This is a genomic window from Alcaligenes sp. Marseille-Q7550 (assembly GCF_965112015.1).
The window spans coordinates 163,930-186,726 of sequence record NZ_CBCOPU010000003.1 but is presented as its reverse complement, the minus strand read 5'-3'; the positions used below and the strand labels follow the sequence as shown (position 1 = coordinate 186,726).

17 protein-coding genes and 3 pseudogenes are annotated in these 22,797 nt (G+C 63.1%); 6 read left to right on the top strand and 14 right to left on the bottom strand.

What is annotated here, in order from left to right; genetic code table 11:
* Nucleotides 1-19: 19 nt before the first annotated feature.
* The 4 genes from ACWPWO_RS17385 to ACWPWO_RS17370 all read right to left on the bottom strand — a co-directional run bounded on the left by ACWPWO_RS17385 (nucleotide 20) and on the right by ACWPWO_RS17370 (nucleotide 4,599).
* Nucleotides 20-1,393, bottom strand: a complete 1,374-nt coding sequence (locus ACWPWO_RS17385) for a nucleobase:cation symporter-2 family protein (RefSeq protein WP_454007656.1) — start codon at nucleotides 1,391-1,393, stop codon at nucleotides 20-22.
* Nucleotides 1,394-1,491: 98 nt separating this feature from the next.
* Nucleotides 1,492-2,508 (bottom strand): xylose isomerase, encoded by a 1,017-nt coding sequence (locus tag ACWPWO_RS17380; RefSeq protein ID WP_454007655.1) that lies wholly within the window; start codon nucleotides 2,506-2,508, stop codon nucleotides 1,492-1,494.
* 13 nt (nucleotides 2,509-2,521) lie between these two features.
* The gene (locus ACWPWO_RS17375; protein WP_454007654.1) at nucleotides 2,522-3,589 is read right to left on the bottom strand and encodes an aromatic ring-hydroxylating dioxygenase subunit alpha; all 1,068 of its coding nucleotides are present in this window, start codon (nucleotides 3,587-3,589) and stop codon (nucleotides 2,522-2,524) included.
* A gap of 20 nt (nucleotides 3,590-3,609) precedes the next feature.
* Nucleotides 3,610-4,599, bottom strand: coding sequence for a PDR/VanB family oxidoreductase (locus ACWPWO_RS17370; RefSeq protein ID WP_454007653.1), 990 nt, complete (start codon nucleotides 4,597-4,599; stop codon nucleotides 3,610-3,612).
* Between the two features lie 132 nt (nucleotides 4,600-4,731).
* Between ACWPWO_RS17370 and ACWPWO_RS17365 the strand changes: the two are divergent.
* Together ACWPWO_RS17365 and ACWPWO_RS17360 are read left to right on the top strand one after the other, a co-directional pair.
* Nucleotides 4,732-5,639: pseudogene (locus ACWPWO_RS17365) on the top strand (LysR family transcriptional regulator).
* Nucleotides 5,640-5,697: 58 nt separating this feature from the next.
* Nucleotides 5,698-6,063 carry a DUF6968 family protein gene (locus tag ACWPWO_RS17360; protein WP_454007652.1) on the top strand — a complete coding sequence of 122 codons (366 nt, stop codon included), beginning with the start codon at nucleotides 5,698-5,700 and terminating at the stop codon, nucleotides 6,061-6,063.
* 75 nt (nucleotides 6,064-6,138) lie between these two features.
* Here the strand turns inward: ACWPWO_RS17360 and ACWPWO_RS17355 are convergent, their stop codons facing one another.
* The 10 genes and pseudogenes from ACWPWO_RS17355 to ACWPWO_RS17310 all read right to left on the bottom strand — a co-directional run bounded on the left by ACWPWO_RS17355 (nucleotide 6,139) and on the right by ACWPWO_RS17310 (nucleotide 18,884).
* Nucleotides 6,139-6,708 carry a nitroreductase family protein gene (locus tag ACWPWO_RS17355; RefSeq protein ID WP_454007651.1) on the bottom strand — a complete coding sequence of 190 codons (570 nt, stop codon included), beginning with the start codon at nucleotides 6,706-6,708 and terminating at the stop codon, nucleotides 6,139-6,141.
* 133 nt (nucleotides 6,709-6,841) lie between these two features.
* Nucleotides 6,842-7,579, bottom strand: coding sequence for a pyridoxine 5'-phosphate synthase (gene pdxJ / locus ACWPWO_RS17350; RefSeq protein WP_454007650.1), 738 nt, complete (start codon nucleotides 7,577-7,579; stop codon nucleotides 6,842-6,844).
* A 107-nt stretch (nucleotides 7,580-7,686) separates the two neighbouring features.
* Nucleotides 7,687-9,150, bottom strand: a complete 1,464-nt coding sequence (locus tag ACWPWO_RS17345) for an efflux transporter outer membrane subunit (protein WP_454007649.1) — start codon at nucleotides 9,148-9,150, stop codon at nucleotides 7,687-7,689.
* Nucleotides 9,150-12,344 (bottom strand): multidrug efflux RND transporter permease subunit, encoded by a 3,195-nt coding sequence (locus ACWPWO_RS17340; RefSeq protein ID WP_454007648.1) that lies wholly within the window; start codon nucleotides 12,342-12,344, stop codon nucleotides 9,150-9,152. Before ACWPWO_RS17340 ends, ACWPWO_RS17345 begins: the two co-directional genes overlap by 1 nt.
* Before the next feature lie 5 nt (nucleotides 12,345-12,349).
* Nucleotides 12,350-13,612, bottom strand: a pseudogene (locus ACWPWO_RS17335) (efflux RND transporter periplasmic adaptor subunit).
* A gap of 305 nt (nucleotides 13,613-13,917) precedes the next feature.
* On the bottom strand, nucleotides 13,918-14,712 hold the full coding sequence (locus ACWPWO_RS17330) for an ABC transporter ATP-binding protein (RefSeq protein ID WP_394059916.1): 795 nt from the start codon (nucleotides 14,710-14,712) through the stop codon (nucleotides 13,918-13,920).
* Nucleotide 14,713: 1 nt separating this feature from the next.
* Nucleotides 14,714-15,589, bottom strand: a pseudogene (locus tag ACWPWO_RS17325) (ABC transporter permease).
* A 184-nt stretch (nucleotides 15,590-15,773) separates the two neighbouring features.
* A complete protein-coding gene (locus ACWPWO_RS17320; RefSeq protein WP_454007816.1) occupies nucleotides 15,774-16,685 on the bottom strand; it encodes an ABC transporter substrate-binding protein in 912 nt (303 codons plus the stop codon).
* 152 nt (nucleotides 16,686-16,837) lie between these two features.
* Nucleotides 16,838-17,602 (bottom strand): spermine/spermidine synthase domain-containing protein, encoded by a 765-nt coding sequence (locus ACWPWO_RS17315; RefSeq protein ID WP_454007647.1) that lies wholly within the window; start codon nucleotides 17,600-17,602, stop codon nucleotides 16,838-16,840.
* A gap of 100 nt (nucleotides 17,603-17,702) precedes the next feature.
* The gene (locus tag ACWPWO_RS17310) at nucleotides 17,703-18,884 is read right to left on the bottom strand and encodes an acetyl-CoA C-acyltransferase family protein (RefSeq protein WP_454007646.1); all 1,182 of its coding nucleotides are present in this window, start codon (nucleotides 18,882-18,884) and stop codon (nucleotides 17,703-17,705) included.
* A gap of 187 nt (nucleotides 18,885-19,071) precedes the next feature.
* On the opposite strand from ACWPWO_RS17310, the gene ACWPWO_RS17305 reads away from it, so the two are divergent.
* The 4 genes from ACWPWO_RS17305 to ACWPWO_RS17290 all read left to right on the top strand — a co-directional run bounded on the left by ACWPWO_RS17305 (nucleotide 19,072) and on the right by ACWPWO_RS17290 (nucleotide 22,782).
* On the top strand, nucleotides 19,072-19,533 hold the full coding sequence (locus ACWPWO_RS17305; RefSeq protein WP_454007645.1) for a universal stress protein: 462 nt from the start codon (nucleotides 19,072-19,074) through the stop codon (nucleotides 19,531-19,533).
* A 193-nt stretch (nucleotides 19,534-19,726) separates the two neighbouring features.
* Entirely contained in the window at nucleotides 19,727-20,485 is a 759-nt protein-coding gene (locus tag ACWPWO_RS17300) for an isocitrate lyase/PEP mutase family protein (RefSeq protein ID WP_454007644.1), read from the top strand.
* 524 nt (nucleotides 20,486-21,009) lie between these two features.
* Nucleotides 21,010-21,903 carry a LysR family transcriptional regulator gene (locus ACWPWO_RS17295; RefSeq protein WP_454007643.1) on the top strand — a complete coding sequence of 298 codons (894 nt, stop codon included), beginning with the start codon at nucleotides 21,010-21,012 and terminating at the stop codon, nucleotides 21,901-21,903.
* Between the two features lie 99 nt (nucleotides 21,904-22,002).
* Nucleotides 22,003-22,782 (top strand): aldolase, encoded by a 780-nt coding sequence (locus ACWPWO_RS17290; protein WP_454007642.1) that lies wholly within the window; start codon nucleotides 22,003-22,005, stop codon nucleotides 22,780-22,782.
* Nucleotides 22,783-22,797 lie beyond the last annotated feature (15 nt).

Below are 22,797 nucleotides of genomic sequence, written 5' to 3'. Positions count from 1 at the left end.
TCCGCTCGCCGTCGCAGGCCTACTCTTCCACGGCCAGCCTTGCAGCAGCGCTACGGGAAACGGCCGGTTTGGGATAACCATTAAGATACAGATTCAGAATCAGGGCGGTGATGGCGGCCAGCACGATCCCGCTATGCGTGAAAGGCGACAGCCACTCCGGCAGGCGGCTGAACACCTTGCCATTGACCAGGGGCATGAGGCCGATCACGACGCTGACGGCGACAATGAATAAATTGTTGCGGCCGCTCATGCCCTTGTAATCCACCCCGGCCAGGACATTGATGCCGGTTGCGACCACCATGCCGAACATGACGATGCCCGCCCCGCCCAGCACCGACTGGGGAATCAGTGCGAACAACATGGACAGCTTGGGAAACAAGGCCAGGACAACCATGATGACGCCGGCGCAGGCGCAGACCCAGCGGCTCTTGACGCCGGTCACCCCCACCAGACCCACATTCTGGGAATAGGTCACGTAGGGAAAGGTATTGAATATGCCGCCAATGAACGTGCCCAGGCCATCGACGCGCAAGCCGCGCGTCACGTCCTCGGTACCGACTTTCTTACCGACCATCTCGGCCACCGCCAGCATCATGCCCGTGGTCTCTATCATCACCACGACCATGATGATGGACAACGCCAGAATGGAACCGATGTCAAAGGTGGGCAGGCCGAAGTGAAAAGGGGTGATCATGGCAAGCCAAGCGGCATCGCCCAAACGGCTGAAATCGACCAGCCCCAGGGAGGTCGATGCCAGGAAGCCGCCCGCAATGCCGACCAGAACCGCGATATTGCGCAAGAATCCACGGGCATACTTGGTGATCACGATGATGATCGCCAGAACGAAGGCGCTGATCGCCAGGTTCGACAGGCTGCCCGCCGACTCTCCCCTGCCCGCTATCCAATTGACGCCCACCGGTATCAGGTTAAGGCCGGTCACGGTAATCACGGTGCCGGTCACGACAGGCGGAAACAAGCGCACCAGGCGGCCGACGACGGGCGCCATCAGCATGGCGACCAGGCCCGAGACGATGATGGCTCCAAACATCCCTTGAAGTCCTATATCGGGATTGTTGATCATCACCAGCATGGGCGGCACGGCCGCAAACGTGACCCCCATCATCAATGGCAATCGTATGCCGAACTTCCAGATGCCGACCGACTGGATGAAGGACGCCACTCCGCAAACGAACAGATCGGCGCTGATCAGGAATGCAATCTGATCCGCAGGCAGCCTGGCGGCCGTACCGATCAAGATAGGGACGGCGATGGCGCCGGCATACATGACCAGCACATGCTGCAGCCCGAATACGAGCAATTTCCCCGGAACTACGATCTCGTCTACAGCCGTCACCTCTTGTTGCAAGGGTCGAGTAGTGTGCTCATTACCCATATGCCGCCTCCTTATAGGGGTTTCCAGCCTGCCTGGATCAATCCAGGCAGGCTGTTCTTGTCTCTTTTTATTGTGACGCGTGAAAAAATCAATGCTTCCTATTTTCTCATTTCGGATTCTATTTTCTTATAGGTCTCCCTTATGAATTTTCCAACTGCAATACTGTTCTCCAACGTATTGTATTCAACCCCCAATCCATAGTCCGGCAGATTGATGTAATCAACCGTCATCAGTTTCAAGGGACTTTCTTTGTTGCTCAAGTGATGGCGCAGGGTTTTCCGTATCACCTCCTTGGTCGGCTCCAGCAAATAGGCGTGCCACTCCTCGTACCACTCGCCCTTGTTCGGCTTGAGGAAGGGGTACTGCACCCCGCGCCCCGGCAAGCCATCCTCGCCAAGCGCCCATTTGTTCACCGGCCCGTTCGGCACGGCAGGCCTGTTCTGCTGCCACCAGACCATGTTCTGGCCCAGCCATTCATCGGCCAGATTGCCTGGTTCGAATGGATCAAGAATCACCTTTCCATTCAGCACGTCCTGCCGTATGCCCGATATTTCCTGCTCGGCTGGGTTGGCCATCTTGAAAATACAGTGGCTGTAATCCATTACGAAATTGAAAGGCACGCCTCTGCTTCTTATTTTTTCCGCTATTGGCGTCACTCTTCTGAAATCCTCTGACCACATCAATATATGGACTTCAAAACCGATCTCCACGCCGTATTTATCCCCGAGATCGAACGCCTTCAAGTAAAGCTCAATCAACTCCTCGTCTCTTACCACATGCCCTTTTTCATGATGGGTCAAAACCATCATATTGTGATAGCGCACGCCCGTTAAAGCGCAGTTTTTCAGATTGCGTTCAAGAACCTCCATTTCCTGGTCGCCTATGCGATAGGTCCAGGCGGAGCCCAGGACCGGAAATGAATATTTCTGTACCGCGGCAATATAGTCGTCCACCTTGTCGCTCAAGGGCAGGCGGTCAAAGAAATCAAATACGCCCGATTCGACCACCAGGCGAAACTGTTCGTCGACAGGCAGCTCGTTCAAGGAGACGGGGTTCCCGGGGCGGGAATTCTGCACTCCGCGCCCCGCGCAGCCCAGCAATATCGGCATCGTCATGGTCGACTCCCGGTCAGGCGCTCAGGGCGTCGGCGCTCTGCTGCTGGCGTTCCCTAACCAGGTCCAGGAGCCAGCGGCGGTATTCCGTAGTCACGGCATCGGCCCCGCGCACAGGCAGCTCCAGGCGGGCCTCATCGCCAATCAAGGGCAGGAACTTGGGCTCTTGCGACTCTATGACCGGCAGATCCTGGGCCAATACCTCAAGCTCGAAATCCACGAAAAAGCTGTCGTGCTCGGGCTCCAATCCGAAGTCTCTGGCTATCCACCAGAAGCTGCGCGTCTTTTCAGCGCTGATCGGCGAGGCGGCCATCATCAATACGTAATTCTTGCCGTTCTCTACGCGCCGGCTCAAATGGACGGTATGAGGCATGATCACCCGGTAGGAATTGGCCACTTCGATCCAGGCATCGCCCTCTATGCCCAACATCTTTCTTTTCTTGCCTACGCTCGGCTCTTTGATGGGCGGCCTTTCAAAGCGCAATACCCCCTGCTCCTGCTCGCGCCAGGGCTCGACGGCGTCCACCTCCGGACGGGAGCGGCTGCCGATACTGCCGTCATGCACAAATGCAAAATGCGAAAAATCCACAAAATTCTCGAGACGCCGCGGCGCACTGGTTTCCCAGTCGTAGGCGGGCCCCTGTATGAGCCGATAGTTGGGATCGTCGAACTCCGGGAAGCTGGGCACATCGAATCTGGGCGTCTCGCTGAGACAGACCCATACGATCCCTGCCGACTCCTTCACTTGATAGGATGGAATCCGCGGTTTCATGACCTGCACCAACTCATTGCGAGCCGGAATACGCACGCAATTGCCGTTGCTGTCGTAGCGCCAGCCGTGGTAGGGGCATTCAAAGCAATTGTCGACCAGCATGCCGTTTGACAACGCCGCTCCGCGATGGGCGCATCTGTCGGCCAGAGCGCTCACCTTGCCTTCGATGCGGGCAATGACGATCTTCTGATCCAGCAGCACCACTTGCCGAGGCTTGTCGCCCACTTCGCTGGAGTAGGCCACGGGATGCCAGAATTGATGCAAGGTCTGATACAAGGGGTGTTCACTGTAATCCTGCATGAGCGTTTTCATCGGCTTGTCTCTCCTTATCGTTAAATATCCAGCAGCAATCTGCCTTCTTTACAGCGTGACACGCATATCAACATGGTTTTGTTGCCCGCCTGCTCGGCCTCTGACAGAAGCGAATCCCTATGATCCGGAATCCCTCCCAAGACGCGGGTTTCACAGGATCCGCAGATTCCTTCCTTGCATGAGTACATGGGGTTCAGGCCGGCTTCTATCAGCACGTCCAGAATCGACTGATCGGCGGCGACATGAAGGACGGCGCCATTGCGCAATTCGACGTCAAAACCCGCATTCACTTGCCCTTGCATGGGTTCCGCGGAAAAACGTTCGATATGGGCGCGATCAAGCGGCACCTCCGCGGCCTGCGCGGCGGCGACAAACGCATCCAGCATGCCGGACGGTCCGCAACAGTAGTAGCGCGCCTGTCGACCATGGGCGCTGAATACACGGGCCAGGCTGAGTGACTCATGGGGCGGCTCCTGATCAAAGACGGTGATCAGTTCCCCATGGGCATGGGGCTTGAGCAAGGCCCGTATCGAATCCAGGAAAGCCGCATGGCCTGCGGTTCGGGCGCAGTAATACAGGACCCAGCGCTGCCCGCGTCTCTCCAGTTCCCGGACCATGCTCCAGATGGGGGTGATGCCTATCCCGCCCGCCACCAGTACGGCAGTATCCCGGCAGTCCCGCAAAGGGAAGTTGTTTCTGGGCAGGCTCACATGCACGGTCTGCCCAGTCTGCAATTGCGCATGTATATAGGCTGATCCGCCCCGGCTGGTCTTGCTGAGGGCGACGGCAATCCTGTACGTGTTCTCGTCGCAGGAGCTCACCAGGGAATACTGGCGCACCAGGCCATTCGGTAAATGAACATCGATGTGTGCGCCTGCCGAATAAGCAGGCAACGCGTCCGGATCGGCAAGCTCCAGTTCGAGCTCCAGAACCTCGGCGGCGACTTTATGAATCCTGCTCACCCGCGCCGGATGAATGCCCACCATGGGGGCTGACAGCGTCATCGTCATCTCGCTCACCTCGCCAATTTCTGCGTTTCATACGTTTGCCAGCTATTGGGGCCATTACAGCAAGCCAGCAATCATTAAACAAATTGTTTATATTTATGTTTTAAGAAAATAAAACACTGCATCGGAGGAGTGATGAGCATCACGCTACGCCAGCTGCGCGCGTTCCTGCTGGTCGCCGACACCCGGCATTTCACCCAGGCGGCGGCGGCCATGCATATCACGCAATCGGCGCTGAGCGCCTTGATCAGGGAATTGGAGGGTCGCCTGGCAGTGCAGTTGCTCGACCGCAATACGCGGATGGTGGAACTGACCGAGGCCGGCCGATACTTCCATCAGGTGGCGGAAAACGTATTCAACGAGCTCAACAAAGGCATCAATGACCTGCATGAGCTGTCCACGCTGCAGCGCGGACAGGTCCGCATCGTCGCCTCCACGGTGATAGCCTCAGGCCTGCTCAGCCCATGCTTCAAAAGCTTTCGCACGCTCTACCCGAACATCAATCTCAGCCTGCACGATGTAGCCGAAGAAGCCATTGCCGAGACAGTCGCCGCCGGAAGCGTGGATTTCGGCATTGGCACCTTTTTCGAGCTCAGCGACAGCCTGGACCTGGAGGAGTCCCATCTTTTCGACAACAAGTTCATCGCGCTGTGCAGCAAGAACCACCCCTTGGCGCGCAGCGGAAAACCATTGCCTGGGCGGATTTGCAGGGCCAGGCTTTTATTGCCCTGGCTCCCTCCAGCCCGATCCGCAAACTGATAGACCAGACCTGCCATGACCTGGGGATCGAGCTGCGCATCACCAACGAAGTTTCATTCGCAACAACGGTCCTGAGCCTGGTGAACGCCGACATGGGGGTCAGCATCCTGCCCATGAACAATCATCCATACATTCCCGCCTTCGACGTTCATGCGGCGGAACTCGTGGAACCCGAGGTCATGCGGCGCATATCCATACTGACACGCAAGAATCGAACCCTGATGCCGGCCCCGATCGAATTCATCGCCCACATCAGGCAGCATCTGGCCGACACGCTCGCCTAAAGCGCGTTATGCGCTTTTCACGCGCAGTTCGGTCACCCATTCTGAGGAAGATTCCCCCATGGAAGAATTAAAACCAATCCCCGATAGCTTTACCGTACCCATCGCGAGTCGGGATTTCGAACTTATTGAATGCGAAACATCTTCTAGAATTCTGGTGGAAATCGGTGCGCCGATTCGAGATGTCGAGACGGTCCGAGGGATGGACTGGCGGTGCCCGGTACGATTTTCGGGCGAAAAAATTGAAAAAGTCCGTTCTGCCTGCGGAATTGATTCATTCCAAAGTCTATGTCTCGCATTTCGACTCGTGAGATACACATTGGAGGAGCTCGAAAGAAACTTGGAAGGCAAAATCCGATTTCTTGAATCAGATTTCCCTCCATTTGTAGATTGCGAGCCTTTGCGGCACGATTCCGAAAGCGCGTAACACGCTCTAAGCGCCTGGTATCTGCCCAAGTGAAAAACCCGGCCAAAGCCGGGTTTTCATGGTCGCGAAGGCCGGTCAGCCCGCTTGCCACTCGCTGACGAAGCCGGCGGGCTCGGGGCGCTGCGGCAGGCCCAAGGCATGAATGGGCGTGCCGATTGAGACAAAACCCATGAAATGGTAGTCCAGCGCATCAAAGCCCAGGGTTTCGGGAACTTCCTCGACATAGGTCCCCAGTCCCGTGCTCCAGAAAGCGCCAAAGCCCAATTGATGGGCGGCATTGAGCATATTGGTGACGGCCGCGCCCGTAGCCAGCAGGCGCTCGGTTTCGGGGATCTTCTGGTTGCTGTGATCGATGTGGCAGGCCACGGCGATCAGCAGCGGCACCTTGTCCAGCCAGGCGCGCACGCCGGCGATCTTCTGTTCCGGCAGCGGCGTGCCGGCGCGCTCGCTGGCGGCGATGGCCAGTTCGCCCAGGGCCTGCACATTGGCCCCGCGGATCAGCTTGAACCGCCAGGGCTGCAGCCGGCCATGGTCGGGCGCGCACATGGCGGCGCGCAGGATCAGGTCCAGTTGCCGTTCGTCGGGGCCGGGCCCATGGACGAGCTTGATGGAACGGCGGGACAGCAAAGAATCAATGTTGCTCATACGTCTTCCAGAATCAGTTGAAGGCTACGCCTCAGGGCGGCCCATGAATGCAGAAATCCGGCCTTGCGGCCGGCTCTTCTTCGCCATGATGCGGGGGGCGCCCGGGGCGCCGCATCGGTTTGGCCTTGGCAGGTCAGGCCTTGCCGGGCGCACAGGCCTGCACGAGCAAAGCTTTCATGTCACGCACGGCCTTGTCCCAGCCATCGAAGACGGCCTGGGCGACGACGGCGTGGCCGATATTCAGTTCGGCAATGCCTGGCAAGGCCGCGATGGCCTGGACATTGCCGTAATGCAGGCCGTGGCCGGCGTTGACGCGCAGACCCAGGGACACGCCCTGGGCGATGCCGGTGCGGATGCGCTCCAGTTCGGCGGCGGCCTGCTCCGGCGTGTCGGCGTCCGCGTAGGCGCCGGTGTGCAGTTCGATGACAGTGGCGCCCACGTCGGCGGCCGCCTGGATCTGGGCGGCGTCCGCATCGATGAACAAGGATACGCGGATGCCGGCCTCCTGCAACTGCCGCACCGCCGCCCTGACCTGTTCCAGATGGCCCAGAACGTCCAGACCGCCTTCGGTGGTCAGCTCGGCCCTATGCTCGGGCACCAGGCAGACATCGTCAGGCTTGACGCGGCAGGCGATGTCCAGCATCTCAGGGGTGATGGCGCATTCCAGATTCATGCGGGTGCGCAGAACCGGCCGCATATTGAAGACATCGGCGTCCTGGATGTGGCGCCGGTCTTCGCGCAGATGCAAGGTGATCAGGTCCGCCCCGGCGTCTTCTGCCCGCAGGGCGGCCTGGATGGGATCGGGATAAGTGGTGAGACGCTGCTGGCGCAGCGTTGCAACGTGGTCGATATTGACGCCCAGTTCTATCATTCCCCTACGGCCTCCGTGAATCCAGGGATGGTTTACGAGGGTGGACCGGCTTGCAGGCGCCTTGGCCCTTGCCGATACCGGTCCGCCCTGGGCGTATTATCGCCTGTTTATCCCTGCGATGTCGCGGCAGCCGGCGCGGGCGCCGTCCTTGCCACGGTATCGGCGTTCCAGCCGCCGCCCAGCGCCTTGTACAGCTCGACGCGGTTCAGCAGCGAGGCCAGGCCGGTCTGGATGTAGGCCTGGCGCGTGCCATACAGGTTGACCTCGGCGGTCTGCACCTGCAGGAAGCTGTCCACGCCCACTTCGTAGCGCAACTTGGCCAGACGCAGCGACTCGCTGGCCGCCTTGTCCACTTCCTGCAGCGCCTCGATCTGCTTGCCGAAGGTGGCCTCGCCGGCCAGCGCATCAGCCACTTCGCGGAACGCCACCTGGATGCTCTTCTCGTACTGGGACACGGCAATGTCGCGGCGGGCCTCGGCCAGCGCCAGATTGCCGCGCGTGCCGCCCGAGAACAGCGGCATCACGATCTGCGGCTGGAACTGCCAGTAGCGGTTGCCGGAGCTGAACAGGCCGCCCAGCTCGGGGCTCAGGAAGCCCAGCAGCCCGGTCAGGGTGACGTTCGGGAAGAAGGCCGCCCGCGCCGCGCCGATATTGTAGTTGGCGCCTTGCAGGGCGTGCTCGGCCCCGATGATGTCGGGACGGCGTTCCAGCAGGTCGGATGGCAACCCGGCCGGCAGGCTGGGCATCAGTTGCGCCCGGGTGAACGGCAAGCCTTGCGGCAGGCCTTCAGGAACGGGCGAGCCCAGCAGCACCTGCAGAGCGTTGATCGCCTTCTGGCGATCGCGCTCGACCTGCTGCATGTCGGAGCGCACCGTGTTGTACTGCACCTTGGCCTGGTTCAGGTCCAGCGAGGACACCACGCCGGCGTCGAACGAGGACTGCACCAGGCGCAGCGTCTCCTGCCGGCTGCGCAAGGTGTTTTCCATCAGCTTGTGCAGCTCGTCGGCGGCGCGCACCCGGAAGTAGGCCTCGGCCGTGCCGGCCACGACCGCAATGTGCGCGGTGCGCCGCGCCTGTTCGGTCGCCAGGTATTGCTCGCGAGCGGCCCGCGACAGATTGCGCACCCGCCCGAAGAAGTCCAGCTCGAAGGACGTGATGCCGATGCCGGCCTGGAATCCCCTGGACACCGACGGCGAATCCGGGCCGCCCGGACGGGACTCGGGCGGATAGCGGGTGGCCTGCTCGGCCGCCATGACGCCGATGGTGGGCAATTGCTCGCTCTGGGCAATGCCGTACTGCGCGCGCGCCTCTTCGATCCGCTGGGTGGCGATGCGCAGGTCGCGGTTGTTGTCCAGCGCCTGCTGGATCAGGACATGCAGGCGCGGATCGGTGAAGAACTCGCGCCAGCCCAGGTCGGCCGCGCTGACCGCATCGGCCTGGCCCTGCTGGGCCAGGGGGAACTGCTCGGGCACGGGCGAGGCGGGACGCTCGTACTTGGGCGCCAGCGAGCATGCCGACAAGGCAAGCGCGAGGGCCAGCACCAGAGGACTGCGTAAAAATAGGCGAGACATCAGACCTGTCCTCCTTCGGACCGTTCTTGTTGCGCGGCCTTGGCGGCCAACTCGCGCTCGTGCTGCTTGGCGGCTTCGCCGAACAGACGAGGCTTGGTTTTGAAGAGCTTGAGGATGACGACGAAGAAAGTCGGCACCATCAGCACGGCCAGCGGCGTGGCGGCCAGCATGCCGCCCAACACGCCCAGGCCCACCGCGTTCTGGCTGGCGGCGCCGGCGCCCGTGGCGAGCGCCAGCGGCACCACGCCCAGGATGAAGGCGAAGGACGTCATCAGGATGGGACGGAAGCGCAGGCGCGCCGCCTCCAGCGTGGCGTCGATCAGGGGCGCCCCCCGGGCGTAGGCGTCCTTGGCGAACTCCACGATCAGAATGGCGTTCTTGGCCGACAGGCCGATCACGGTCACCATCCCCACCTGGAAGTACACGTCATTGGCCATGCCCATGCCGAACACCAGCAGGACCGCGCCCAGCATGCCCAGCGGAACCGCCAGCATGACCGAGAGCGGAATCGCCCAGCTTTCATACAGGGCCGCCAGCACCATGAACACGACCAGCACGGCCAGGCTCATCAGGATGCTGGACTGGCCGCTGGCCTGGCGCTCCTGGTAGGACAGGCCGGTCCATTCGATGCCGTAGCCCGCAGGCAGCTCTTTCATCAGGCGTTCCATTTCGGCCATGGCGTCGCCCGAGGTGTAGCCTGGGGCCGGACCGCCGCCGATACGAACGGACTCGTAGCTGTTGTAGCGCACGATCTGCACGGGACCCTGCTCCACGTCCTGGCTGACGAAGGCCGACAGGGGCACCATCTTGCCTTCGTTGTTGCGGGCGTTGAGCTTGAGCACGTCGTCGACCGTCATGCGGTAAGGCGCGTCCGCCTGGACCCATACGCTTTGCACGCGGCCCTGGTTGGTGAACTTGCCGACGTAGGACGAGCCCAGCGCGGTCGAGATCAGCGAGGCGGCCTCGCTGAAGTCCACGCCCAGGGCGGCGGCCTTCTCGCGATCGATCTTCAGGCTGATCTGCTTGCCGGGGCCCAGGCCCGTGATGCGCACGCTCTGCGGATCCAGCACGGGGCTCTGCTTGGCCAGGCTCAGCAACTGCTGCGCGCCGGCCATCAGGGCGTCGTGACCCATGCCGCTGCGGTCTTCCAGACGCATGTCGAAGCCGGCCGAGTTGCCCAGCGCCGAAATGGCGGGCGGCACGATGGCGATCACCATGGAATCAGGCAGGCCGAACAGCAACTGGCCCATCGCCTTGCCGGACAGCGCCTGGGCGGAGTTCTCCTTGCCCTTGCGCTCGCTGAAGTCCTTCAGGGGCACGAAGGCGATGGCCGAGTTCAGGCCGTTGCCGTTGAAGCTGAAGCCCTGCACGACAATGATGTTCTCCACCTGGGGCTGCTGCTTGAAGTAGCCCTCGACCTGCTCGATGATCTCGATGGTCCGGTTGGCGGTCGCGCCCGAAGGCAGCTCGATGTTGGCGATCACGTAGCCCTGGTCTTCCTCGGGGAGGAAGGCGGTGGGCATGCGCAGGTACACGAAGCCCAGCACCAGCACCATGATCAGGTAGATGAACATCATGCGCCCGCCGCGGCGCAGGGTCTTGGCCACGAAGCCTTCGTAGCGGTTGGTCGTGGTGTTGAACGTGCGGTTGAACCAGCCGAAGAAGCCGCGCTTGGTCTCGTGGTGGCCCTTGGGGATGGGCTTGAGCAGCGTCGCGCACAGCGCCGGCGTGAAGGACAGGGCCAGGAATGCCGAGAATGCGATGGACACGGCCATGGCCACGGAGAACTGGCGATAGATCACGCCCACCGAACCCGACATGAAGGCCAGCGGCAGGAACACCGTGGTCAGCACCAGCGTGATGCCCACGATGGCCCCGCTGATCTGCGGCATGGCCTTCTTGGTCGCTTCCTTGGGCGACAGCCCGTCCTCCACCATGATGCGCTCGACGTTCTCCACCACCACGATGGCGTCGTCCACCAGAATGCCGATGGCCAGCACCATGGCGAACATGGTCAGCACGTTCACCGACATGCCCAGGGCCAGCATCACGCCGAAGGCGCCCAGGATGGCCACGGGCACCACCAGGGCGGGAATCACCGTGTAGCGCACGTTCTGCAGGAACACGAACATCACGATGAACACCAGCACCATGGCTTCCAGCAAGGTGTGCACCACCTGGGTGATGGACTTGTCGATGTAGGGCGAGGTGTCGTAGGGAATGTCGTAGCGGATGTTGTCGGGGAAGAACTGGGCCAGCTCGTCCATCTGCTTCTTGATGGCGTCGGCCGTATCGAGGGCGTTGGCCTCCGGCGAGAGCGAGATGGCGAAGGCCGCCGTGGGCTGGCCGTTCAGGCGGGCGCCGAACTGGTAGTTGTCGGCCCCCACTTCCACGCGCGCCACATCCTTGATGCGCACGGCCGAACCGTCCGGATTGGAGCGCAGGATGATGTTCTCGAACTCTTCCACCGTCTCCAGCTGGCCGTTGACGGTGATGGGCGCGGTCACGCGCTGGCTGCTCGGATTGGGCGGCGAGCCCAGGATGCCCGCGGACACCAGCACGTTCTGGCGGCTGATGGCCGAGGTGACCTCGGACATGCTCATCTGGTAGCCGACGAGCTTTTGCGGATCCACCCAGACGCGCATGGCGCGGCCGGCCGCGAACAACTGGAAGCGGCCCACGCCGGGAACACGGGAAATCGTGTTCTGGATGTTGCGCTGGATGTAGTCGGCCAGCGCGACCTGGTCCAGGGTGCCGTCGGTCGAGGACAGCGTCACCACCATCAGAAAGCCCGTGCTGGACTGTTCCACGTGCAGGCCCTGCTGCATCACGGCGGCAGGCAGCGATGCCGTGATGTTGCTGACCCGGTTCTGCACGTCCACCTGCGCCAGGTCCGGATTGGTGCCGGGACGGAAGGTGGCCGTGATTTCCGTGGAACCGTAGGAGTCGCTGACGGATTCATAGTACAGCAGGCCCTTGGCGCCGTTGAGTTCGTTCTCGATGACGCTGGCCACGGTGCTGGAGACGTCCTCGGCGGTTGCGCCGGGATAGGTTGCGCGGATGGTCACCTGGGGCGGCGCCACATCCGGGTACTGCGCCACGGGCATGTTCGGCAGGGCCAGCAGGCCCAGCAGAGTGATGACCAAGGCAACGACCCACGCGAAAATGGGTCTATCGATGAAAAACTGAGGCATGTCGCTTACTCGCTAGACTTGGCATCGGTTTGTGCTGCAGGGGCTGGCTCCTGCGCCGGCTGGGCGGGCTGCCCCTGATCGGGCGCCGCCTGGCCCTGGGGCGCGGCAGCCGCGCCCTTGTCGCCCTTCCAGGGCATGGGCTGCACCGGCGCGCCGGGGCGGATTTTCTGGAAGCCCTCGACCACGACCTGGTCGCCGGCGTTCAGGCCTTGGTTCACGATGTACTGGCCTTTGTCCTCGGCGCCCAGAGCCACGGGCACGGCCTGCACCTTGCCGTCGCGCACCACCATCAGACTGGTGCGCCCGTCGTTGGTGTACTGGACGGCCTGGGCGGGAACCAGCAGCGCATCGCGCGCGACGCCCTGCTACAGCCGCACCCGCACGTACATGCCGGGCAGCAGGATCTGGTCGGGGTTGGGGAACTCGGCCCGCAGCGTCACCTGGGACGTGGACGGATCCACGCTCCCGCCGCTGAACAGCAGCGCGCCGTCGTGATCGTAGGTCGAGCCGTCTTCCAGGATGGCGTGCGCCTTGGCCTTGCCCTCCCCGGCCTGGGTCAGCTTGCCGTCGGCCATGGCGCGACGCAACTGGGACAGCTCCGAGGTTGAACGGGTGACGTCCACATAGACGCGGTCCAGCTGCTGGACCGTGGCCATCTGGGTGCCATTGGCCGCAGAGACCAGAGCGCCTTCGGTGACCATGGCCTTGCCGATGCGCCCGTCGACAGGCGAGACGACCTTGGTGTAACCCAGGTTGATGTCGGCCGCGTCCAGGGCCGCCTTGGCGGCGGCGATGGCCGCGTCCGCCTGCAAGGCGCGCGCCTTGGCCGTATCGTATTCCTGACGGGATACGGCGTTTTCCTTGATCAGACGCTCATAGCGCTGGGCCAGCAGCGCTGCGCTGCGGGCCTCGGCCTGGGCGTTCTTGAGCTGGGCGGCCGCCTGATTGCGGGCCGCGCGATACGGCGCCGGATCGATGGTGAGCAGGAGCTGGCCCTGCTTCACGTCACTGCCCTGCTCGAAGTTGATCTCTTCGACGATCCCGTTGACACGGGCGCGGATCTGGGCATCCTTGATGGCCTCCACCCGGCCGGGCAGCTCGGAGAACAGCTCCGTGGATGTCGGCTGCACGGTAATGACGCTGACCGGGATCTTCATCCCGCTCATGTCGGCTTGGGGCTCTTTGTTGCCGCAAGCGGCAAGCAGGACCATGGAAGAGAAAGCAGCAATGCGCAAAGGCTGCCAACCCAGCAGGCTTTTAGATGACATGAAGTACTCCTGAGCTAAGCGTCATACAAAATGTTACGCTTAAACTGACTGCGTAGTATGGTTTCGGCAATCCTGAAGTATATGTCGAAAACGTTCTCAAAAATACAGAAAAAGAGAAACCGGACTCATTTCGGCATATAGGAATTGGGAAGGCGGCAGTCTGCCGTGAGTCCACTCGCCCCTGCGCATCTGCCCGCCCGACTGAAAAGCATAAGCATAATCAGGCGTCTGTGAGCTAGAGGTGAAAAAAAACCACGGTCGGCCCAGCGGACCGCCGTGGTTTTTCTCGCATGACGGGAAAACAACTAGCTCAAAAGCAAGCTATCGTCCGCCAGCGTCTCGCCGCGCACCTTCTCGAACATCTCCAGCAGGTCGCGCACGTCCAGGCCCTGGCGCTGCTCGCCGCTGACGTCCAGCACCACCTTGCCCTGATGCAGCATGACCGTGCGGTCGCCCACGTCCAGCGCCTGGCGCATGCTGTGCGTGACCATCATGGTGGTCAGGCCGCCTTCGCGCACGATGCGGTTGGTCAGTTGCAGCACGAAATCCGCCGTGCGCGGGTCCAGCGCCGCCGTGTGCTCGTCCAGCAGCAGGATCTTGGACGGCCTCAAGGCCGCCATCAGCAGGCTGACGGCCTGGCGCTGGCCGCCCGACAGCAGGCCGATGCGGTCGGCCAGGCGGTTCTCCAGGCCCAGCCCCAGCGTTGCCAGGCGCTCGCGGAACTCATCGCGCATGTCGTTGCGCACCGCGCGTGACAAGCCTCGGCGGCTGCCGCGGCCGGTGGCCAGCGCCATGTTCTCCTCGATGGTCAGATCTTCGCAGGTGCCCGCCATGGGGTCCTGGAACACGCGCGCCACCCAGTTGGCCCGCTGCCAGACTGGCATGCGGGTGACGTTGGCCTTGTCGATCAGGATCTCGCCCTCGTCCACCGACTGGTCGCCCGAAATGGCGTTCAGGAAGGTGGACTTGCCCGCTCCGTTGGAGCCGATGACGGTGACGAACTGGCCTTCCGGAATGTTCAGCGACAGGCCGCGCAGCGCCCGGGTCTCGATGGGCGTGCCGGGATTGAAGGTCAGGCGCAGGTTATTGGCTTCCAGCATCTTACCGAGCTCCTTTGCGGCCGCGCATGCGTTTCTTGAACAGGGGTATCACCAGGGCGACGGTCACCAGCAGGGCCGTGACCAGGTTCAGGTCCTGCGCCTTCAGGCCGATGACATCAGCATTGAGCGCCAGGGCGATGAAAAAACGGTACAGGATGGCGCCCAGGATCACCGCCAGGGTCGCATAGAACAACTAGCGCGCCGGCAGGATGCTCTCGCCCACGATCACGGCCGCCAGGCCGATCACGATGGTGCCTATGCCCATGGAAATGTCCGAACCGCCCTGGGACTGGGCGAACAGCGCGCCGGCCAGCGCGACCAGCGCGTTGGAGATGGCCATGCCCAGCAGCACCATATTGCCAGTGGCCACGCCCTGGGAGCGCGCCATGCGGGCGTTTGATCCGGTGGCGCGCATGGCCAGCCCGGTCTGGGTGCCGAAGAACCAGTCCAGCGCCAGCTTGACCAGCACCACCAGAACGATCAGCAGCAAAGGCCGGGCGATGTAGTCGGCGATGGTATCGGGCTGCAGCACGGTGAAGACCGTGGGCTCCATGATCAGCGGCACGTTGGGACGGCCCATGATGCGCAGGTTGATGGAATACAGGGCGATCATCATCAGGATGCTGGCCAGCAGATCCATGATCTTCAGGCGCACATTGAGCCAGCCGGTCACGCTGCCGGCCAGCGCGCCGGTGAAGGTGGCGGCGATAGTGGCCAGGAAAGGATCCGAGCCTTGGCTGATGAGGGTGGCGGCCACGGCGCCGCCCAGAGGAAAACTGCCGTCGACCGTCAGGTCGGGAAAACGCAGGATGCGAAAAGAGATCAGGACTCCCAGGGCGACCAGTCCGAATATCAGACCGATCTCCAGGGCCCCCACATGGAATAGATAGACATGTTGTCGTGCGTCTGGTGTGCAATTGACACAGGCGGGCGGCTTGTGGCGGCCCACCTGCAAGAAGGAGATAAACGCCCCGCGCCGCGCGGGACAAGCCCTGCTGGCCGCCTCCCGAGGGAGGCGTTTCTTGTTCTGGTATCGGCCCGGCGGAAGGAACAAGGCGCGATTATTCCACGATCTTGGTGGCGGTCTTCACGAACTCGTCATTGAGCGTCACGCCCTGGCGCTTGGCGGCGCCGGGGTTGACGTACAGCTCCAGCTTGCTGCTGGTCTCGGATGCGATGGCGCCGGGCTTCTCGCCTTTCAGGATGCGGATGACGATCCCGCCGGTCTGCACGCCCAGGTCATAGTAGTTCACGCCCAGGGCGGCGATGGCGCCGCGCGCCACGCTGTCGGTGTCCGAGGCGATCAGCGGCACCTTGGCGTCGTTGCCGACCTTGACCAGGGACTCGTAGGCCGAGACCACGTTGTTGTCGGTGTTGGTGTAGATCACGTCCACCTTGCCCACCAGGCTGCGGGCCGCCGCGCCCACGTCCACGGTGCGGGCCGCGGTGGCCTCGACCAGCGACATGCCGTGCTTGGGCAGCAGTTCTTTCATCTGCTTGACGACCACGGCGGAGTTGGCTTCGCCGGGATTGTAGACCATGCCGACCTTCTTGGCCTCGGGAACGACTTTCTTGATCAGCTCGATCTGCGGCTCCAGGGCCAGGGCGTCGGACACGCCGGTGACATTGGTGCCGGATGGCTCCATGCTGGACACCAGGTGCGCCACCACGGGATCGGTCACGGCCGAATACACCACCGGAATATCCTTGGTGGCGGCAACCACGGCCTGCGCCGACGGCGTGGAAATGGCGACGATCACGTCAGGCTTGTCGCCCACGAACTTGCGCGCGATCTGAGCGGCAATCGCCGGATTGCCCTGAGCGGTCTGGAACTGCCACTTCAGGCCCTTGGCTTCGGTGTAGCCGGCGTCGGACAGCGCCTTGTGCACGCCGTCCTTGATGGAATCGAGCGCCGGATGTTCGACGATCGACGACACCGACACCGATTGCGCATGCACGGCGGCGCCGGACATGAACCCCACACATGCCAAAGCGGCCGCCAGTTGATGTACAGACCTGATCAGCTTCATCCGATACTCCTTAGATGCGAGAAAAAGCGGTAATTTTATAGGCACTAAAGTCTACCGCGAATAAAACGGCCGCGCCCTGCAGGTAATCCCTGCCCTCAAGGCAGTCTGGCGCCTGTGTCGCGCAGCGCCGACAACAGCTCGCGGGCCCAGCGCTGCGCAGGCAACTGATGGTCGGCCTGCACCTGCATGGCCCGCTCCAGCAGTGCGCCGGCCGTGATCTCCAGCGCATCGCCCTTGAAGGCCAGCACCACCTGATTGCCCTCGTCCATCTCGGGCAGCAGCAGCACCTTGCCCTCGAAGGCCTGGCGTATGTGGCTGATGTTGCGCTCGAAGCTGGGATGGGCGCCGAACAGGTTGACCGTCATGATGCCCTCCTCGTCCAGCACCGCGCGGCAGTTCTGATAGAACTCCAGGCTGTCGCGCACCGGCCCCTGGGCGGACGCGTCATACAGGTCCACCATCAGGGCGCGGTATTGGCCATGCTGATCCGGGTCCCGGACCCACACCCCCGCGTCTTCGTGATCGATCTGTGAACGGTCGCTGCCCGGCAGGCGGAAAAAAGCCTGGCAGATGCCGGTCACGGCTGGATTCCACTCCACCGTGCGCACCTGGCAGGGCGTGTGCTTGAGGCAGAATCGCAGCAGCGAACCCGCGCCCAGCCCCAGTATGGCCAGCTTGTCCTGCTTGCCCGGCCGGGTGAACATCAGCCAGGCCATCATCTGCTGGGTATAGGCCAGGACCAATTCGGCCGGCTTGCGCGTGCGCATCGCGCCTTGTATCCATTCCGTCCCGAAGTGCAGATAGCGGATGCCATCGCTCTCGGACATGGTGGGGCTGTCATGCTCAAAATCGGCGCACATCACTTCATTCCTCGAAAATCGCCGGCCGTGTCCGGCGCTTTTGACAAAGGCGCCATCATACCAGCCGGCCGCCCCCTCCTCACGAACGGCCCGGCCTGCGTCAATCGCGGGCGAAGATGGCCGCGATCCCCTGCCCGCCGCCTATGCACATGGTGACCAGGGCATAGCGCCCCTGGACGCGCTGCAGTTCGTGCAGGGCCTTGACCGTCAGCACCGCCCCGGTGGCGCCGATGGGATGTCCCAGGCTGATGCCGCTGCCGTTGGGATTGACCCGTTCGGGATCCAGGCCCAGTTCGCGCGATACCGCGCAAGCCTGCGCCGCGAAGGCCTCGTTGGACTCGATCACGTCCAGGTCCGACAGCGCCAGGCCGGCGCGCTGCAAGGCGGCGCGCGTGGCCGGCACCGGCCCCATGCCCATGATGCCGGGCTCCACGCCGGCATGTCCCCAGGACACCAGGCGCGCCAGCGGCGCCAGTCCCCTGGCGCGCGCCTGGTCCGCGGACATGAGCAGGACCGCCGCCGCGCCGTCATTCAGGCCCGAGGCATTGCCCGCCGTCACGCTGCCGCCTTCCTGAAGGAACACGGGCTTGAGACTGCTGAAGCTCTCCGGGGTCGCATCGGGGCGCACGTGCTCGTCCTGGTCGAACACAAGCTCGCCCTTGCGGCTTTTCTGGATGATGGGCACGATCTGCCCCTTGAAATAACCCTGCTCGATGGCCCGCTGAGCCCGCCGGTGCGACTGCAGCGCCAGCTCGTCCTGGTCCGCCCGCGTGATCCCGTAACGGCGCGCCACATTCTCGGCCGTGATGCCCATATGGACCCGATCGAAGGGATCGGTCAGCGCGCCCGTCATCATGTCCATCATCACGGTGTCGCCCATGCGGGCTCCCCAGCGGTGCGCGCTGGACATATAGGGAGCGCGGCTCATGCTTTCGGCCCCGCCGGCCAGAGCCACTTCGGCGTCGCCCAGCAGAATGCCCTGCGCGGCGGAAACAATGGCCTGCAGGCCTGAACCGCACAGGCGGTTCACGTTCATGGCCGGCGTGTCATAGCCCAGCCCGGCCTGCACGGCCGCCACGCGCGACAGATACATGTCGCGCGGTTCGGTCTGGATCACCTGTCCCATGACCACATGCTGCACATCGGCGGCGTCCACCCCGCTGCGATCGAGCGCGACCCGCAACACCATGGCTCCCAGTTCCACCGGCGACACATTCTTGAGCGCTCCGCCAAAATCGCCGATGGCGGTGCGGCATGCCTGGACTACGACTACGTCTGTCATTAAAGTCTCCCTGCGCCGTTTGCGGGCGCGGCAACAGGAGCAAAAAGCGTGGACGCCCCGCTCCCGGAACGTAAATTCCCTGTTCCCGAGACCGCAGACCGGACACAACAGGGGCAATTCACAGTAAGGTTCCTGATACGTTATACAAAACACACGCCGCTGATAACCCTCTTTAAGGAATTCCCCCATGTACGAGCGCATTCTGGTCGCCACCGACGGATCGGAACTGTCCGACCATGCCGTCCGTCACGCCTTGAATCTGGCCAAAGCCTGCGACGCCAAGCTCATCGCACTGCGCGTCATTCCGCGCTACCGGCAAAGCTACCTGGAAGGCGGCCCCATCCTGGACCAGAAGATGGACAGCCGCGTCGAGGCGCTCTGGACGGAGCACGCCCAGGCCGAGCTGGCGGCCGTCAAGCAGGCCGGCAAGGACATAGGCGTTTCGGTCAAAGCCGTCGTGGCAAAGTCGGATCTGATCGCCAATGCCATCATATCGGCCGCCGAAAAACAGAAGGCCGACCTGATCGTCATGGCTTCGCACGGCCGCAAGGGCTACCAGCGCATCCTGCTGGGCAGCGAAACCCAGCACGTCCTGACCCAGTCGGAGATCCCGGTTCTGGTCATCCGCAAGAAAACAAAGAAGAAATAGGCGCCTGCCGCCGCCATCGAAGCGCAGGCCCGGGCCTGCGCTTTTTCTATCCCCGGGCGCCCGACCCACGCGAATTCCCAAGAGCCTTATTTGAGAAAGGCTATTGCACCGGCCGGTTTCGGCAGCAAGAATCGGAGTGTCCCCCGCAATCAAGGACGACACACTGCCTATCCCCTTCTTCCGGAGCATGGTCATGAGTCTCAGCACGCAGGAAAAACGCCGCCGCTTTCGCGCGCTGCACCAGCAAGGCACCCTCATATTGCCCAATCCCTGGGACCTGGGCGGCGTACGCCGCCTGGAACGGCTAGGCGCGCAGGCCATTGCCAGCAGCAGCGCGGCCTACGCCTGGGCTCAGGGGCTGGACGATTTCCAGCCCGGCCGCGACGCGCTGCTTGAACATCTGCGCCAGCTGGCCTCCAGCACCGATCTGCCCGTCAATGCCGACTTCGAAGACGGTTTCGCCGCGCAGCCCGACGAGGTGGCCGCCAATGTGCGCCTGGCGATAGGCACCGGTATCGCCGGACTGTCCATCGAGGACCGCCGCGACGACGGGCTGTACGAAAGAGACCTGGCCGTCGCCCGCATCCGGGCTTCCAGGGCCGCCATCCAGGCCAGCGGCGAGGACCTCCTGCTGGTGGGGCGCAGCGAAGGCCTGTTGACAGGCGCGGCCGGCCTGGACGAAACCATAGACAGGCTGCAGGCCTACGCCCGGGCCGGCGCCGACGTGGTCTACGCGCCGGGCCTGCGCCGGCTGGACGACATCGCGCGCGTCGTACAGGCCGTGGCCCCTACCCCCGTCAATGTGCTGCTGATCGATCCCAGCCTGACCGTGCCCGACCTGGCCGCCCTGTTCGTGCTCCGCGTCAGCACGGGATCCCAGTTGGCCGTCGCGGCCTGGGCGGGATTCGAGCGGGCCGCCGGCAACTTGCTGCGGCATGGGCGCCTGCCCTGATCCTCGCCAGGCTCGACAGCCGCACCCAAGGCCCCCCAAAAAAAAACGCAAGCAATCGTGCTTGCGCTTTTTTTTCAATACCGCGGCACCATCAAGCCGTTTCGGCAGCGCAGTGCTCGCTGGGCTGCTCCGTCTTGCTTTCGGCTTCTGTTTCCCGTGCGGCTTTCTTGGGAGCGACCCAATTAAGGGGTTCGACCTCAAAGGCCTGTTTGCGACGAACCGGTTTCGATTGACTCACGATTTGCTCCTGTTGACATCGACAGGGGGCGCCCCCTTAGCGCCCCGATTGTTTGATTATATCAATAATTAGAATACGAATCAATTTTTGCCGAACTTAGGTATGCAATCGCTGAAAATAAGCTATTTTTTGCGCAAAATCGGGCATGCCCGCACGAGCCATGCGAGCCTGCCCGCCTGGCATTGGCGCCGGCATCCTTATTTGTACTGATCGTCAGCCCAGGACAAGCCGTGTACGCTCTGCGCATGCCTCGCCAGAAGGCCATCATGCACAAGGGAGACATGTCATGGACACCCTGGATCGCCCGCTGCGCTATTTTCTGCGCATCGCTCAGCTTGAATCCTTGTCACGGGCCGCGGACGAACTGGGCCAGAGCCAATCGGGCATCAGCAAGCAACTGGCCGCCCTGGAGCAGGCCCTGGGCAAGCCGCTGTTCGTGCGCACCGGGCGCGGCGTCAGGCTGACCGACGCCGGCCGCCTGTTGCGCGACGCCATCGAACCGGCCTATCGGCGCATCGACCTGGCGGTGGACACCGTGCGCCAGCAGTACGGCGTGAGCCAGGGCACCGTCCGGCTGGCCACCGTTCACACCCTGAGCTACTACTTCATGGCCGATGTGGCGGCAACCTTCATGAGTTCGCACCCCAGCGTCAACCTGTCCCTGCTCGGCCGCAGCTCGCCCGAAGTCGTCTCCCTGGTCGAAACCGGCAAAGCGGACATGGGCTTCGTCTACGACGTGGCCGTGGACTGCGGCGACCTGGTGTCGCATGTGCTGTTCGACGACCAGATGTGCCTGATCTCGGCGCGTCCCGATCCGGCGCCGGACGGCGACCTGAGGGCGCGGCCGCTGCGGCTGGTGGGCTTTCCCAGCCACTATGCCTTGCGCCGCATGGTGCACAGCAGCGGACTGAACCCCGAATTCGTGGCCGAGGCCGAGACCATAGACGCCATGCTGCGCCTGGTGTCCTCCGGCGTAGGCGACTGCATCCTGCCGGCCCGCATTCCCGACAGGCTCCTGGCCGAGTACGAACTGCACAAGCACCCCGTCACGGCGCCGGCCTTGCAGCGCCGGGTCGTCGCCATCCTGCGCGCGGATCGCCAGCCTCAGACCCTGACGACAGAACTGCTCAGTTGCGCCATGCGCGCCGCCGACACCCTGGAAGACGCCATGGTGGAATAGCTGCTATGAGCGCAGCATCATGGCTTGCGCTCCCTGCAATCGCCATACTGGCTCCAGGCCTGCCCCATGCAGGCTCACAACAATTCCAAAGGAGACAAGATGCCGAACGCACTCAGGGAGAAATCCTATTTCGACGCCCGGGCCACGCAGGACATGGCCCGCCACCTGCGCCCGGTGGAGCGCAGCATTCCCGAAACCATGGCTTGCGCCTGCCGCATCCTGGCCATGACCGAGCAGGAGGCCGGGCTGGCGGGCCAGATCAGCGTGCGCTCCGAACGCCCCGACGCCTACTGGACTCTGCGTTTCGGTCTGGGCTTTGACGAAGCCACGCCCCAGGACTTCATCGAAGTGGACCGGGACCTGAACACCCTGTCCGGGCAGGGCATGGCCAATCCGGCCACGCGCTTTCACCTGTGGGTCTACCAGGCCAGGCCCGACGTGCAATCCATCATCCACACCCATTCCCCCTGGGCCAGCGCGCTGGCGGCGGCCCGGCAGCCGCTGGTCATCGCCCAGATGGACATGACGCCCCTGCACGAGGATTGCGCCTTTCTGCCCGACTGGCCCGGCGTGCCGATCGCGGACCAGGAAGGGGTCATCATCTCCCGGGCGCTGGGTGACAAGCGCGCCATCATCCTGGCCCATCACGGCTACCTGACCGCCGGCCGCTCCTGCGAAGAAGCCACCTACCTGTCCGTGTACCTGGAGCGGGCCGCGCGCCTGCAGATCCGCGCCCAGGCCTTCGGGCCGCTGACACCCGTGGACGACGCGCTGGCCCGCGAGGCGCATGACTACCTGCTCAAGCCCTCCATCGTGCGCGCCACCTTCGACTACTGGACCCGACAGTCGCGTCGCGCCCCCGGCCTGCCCGCACTCTGAGCCGCCTTTTTCACA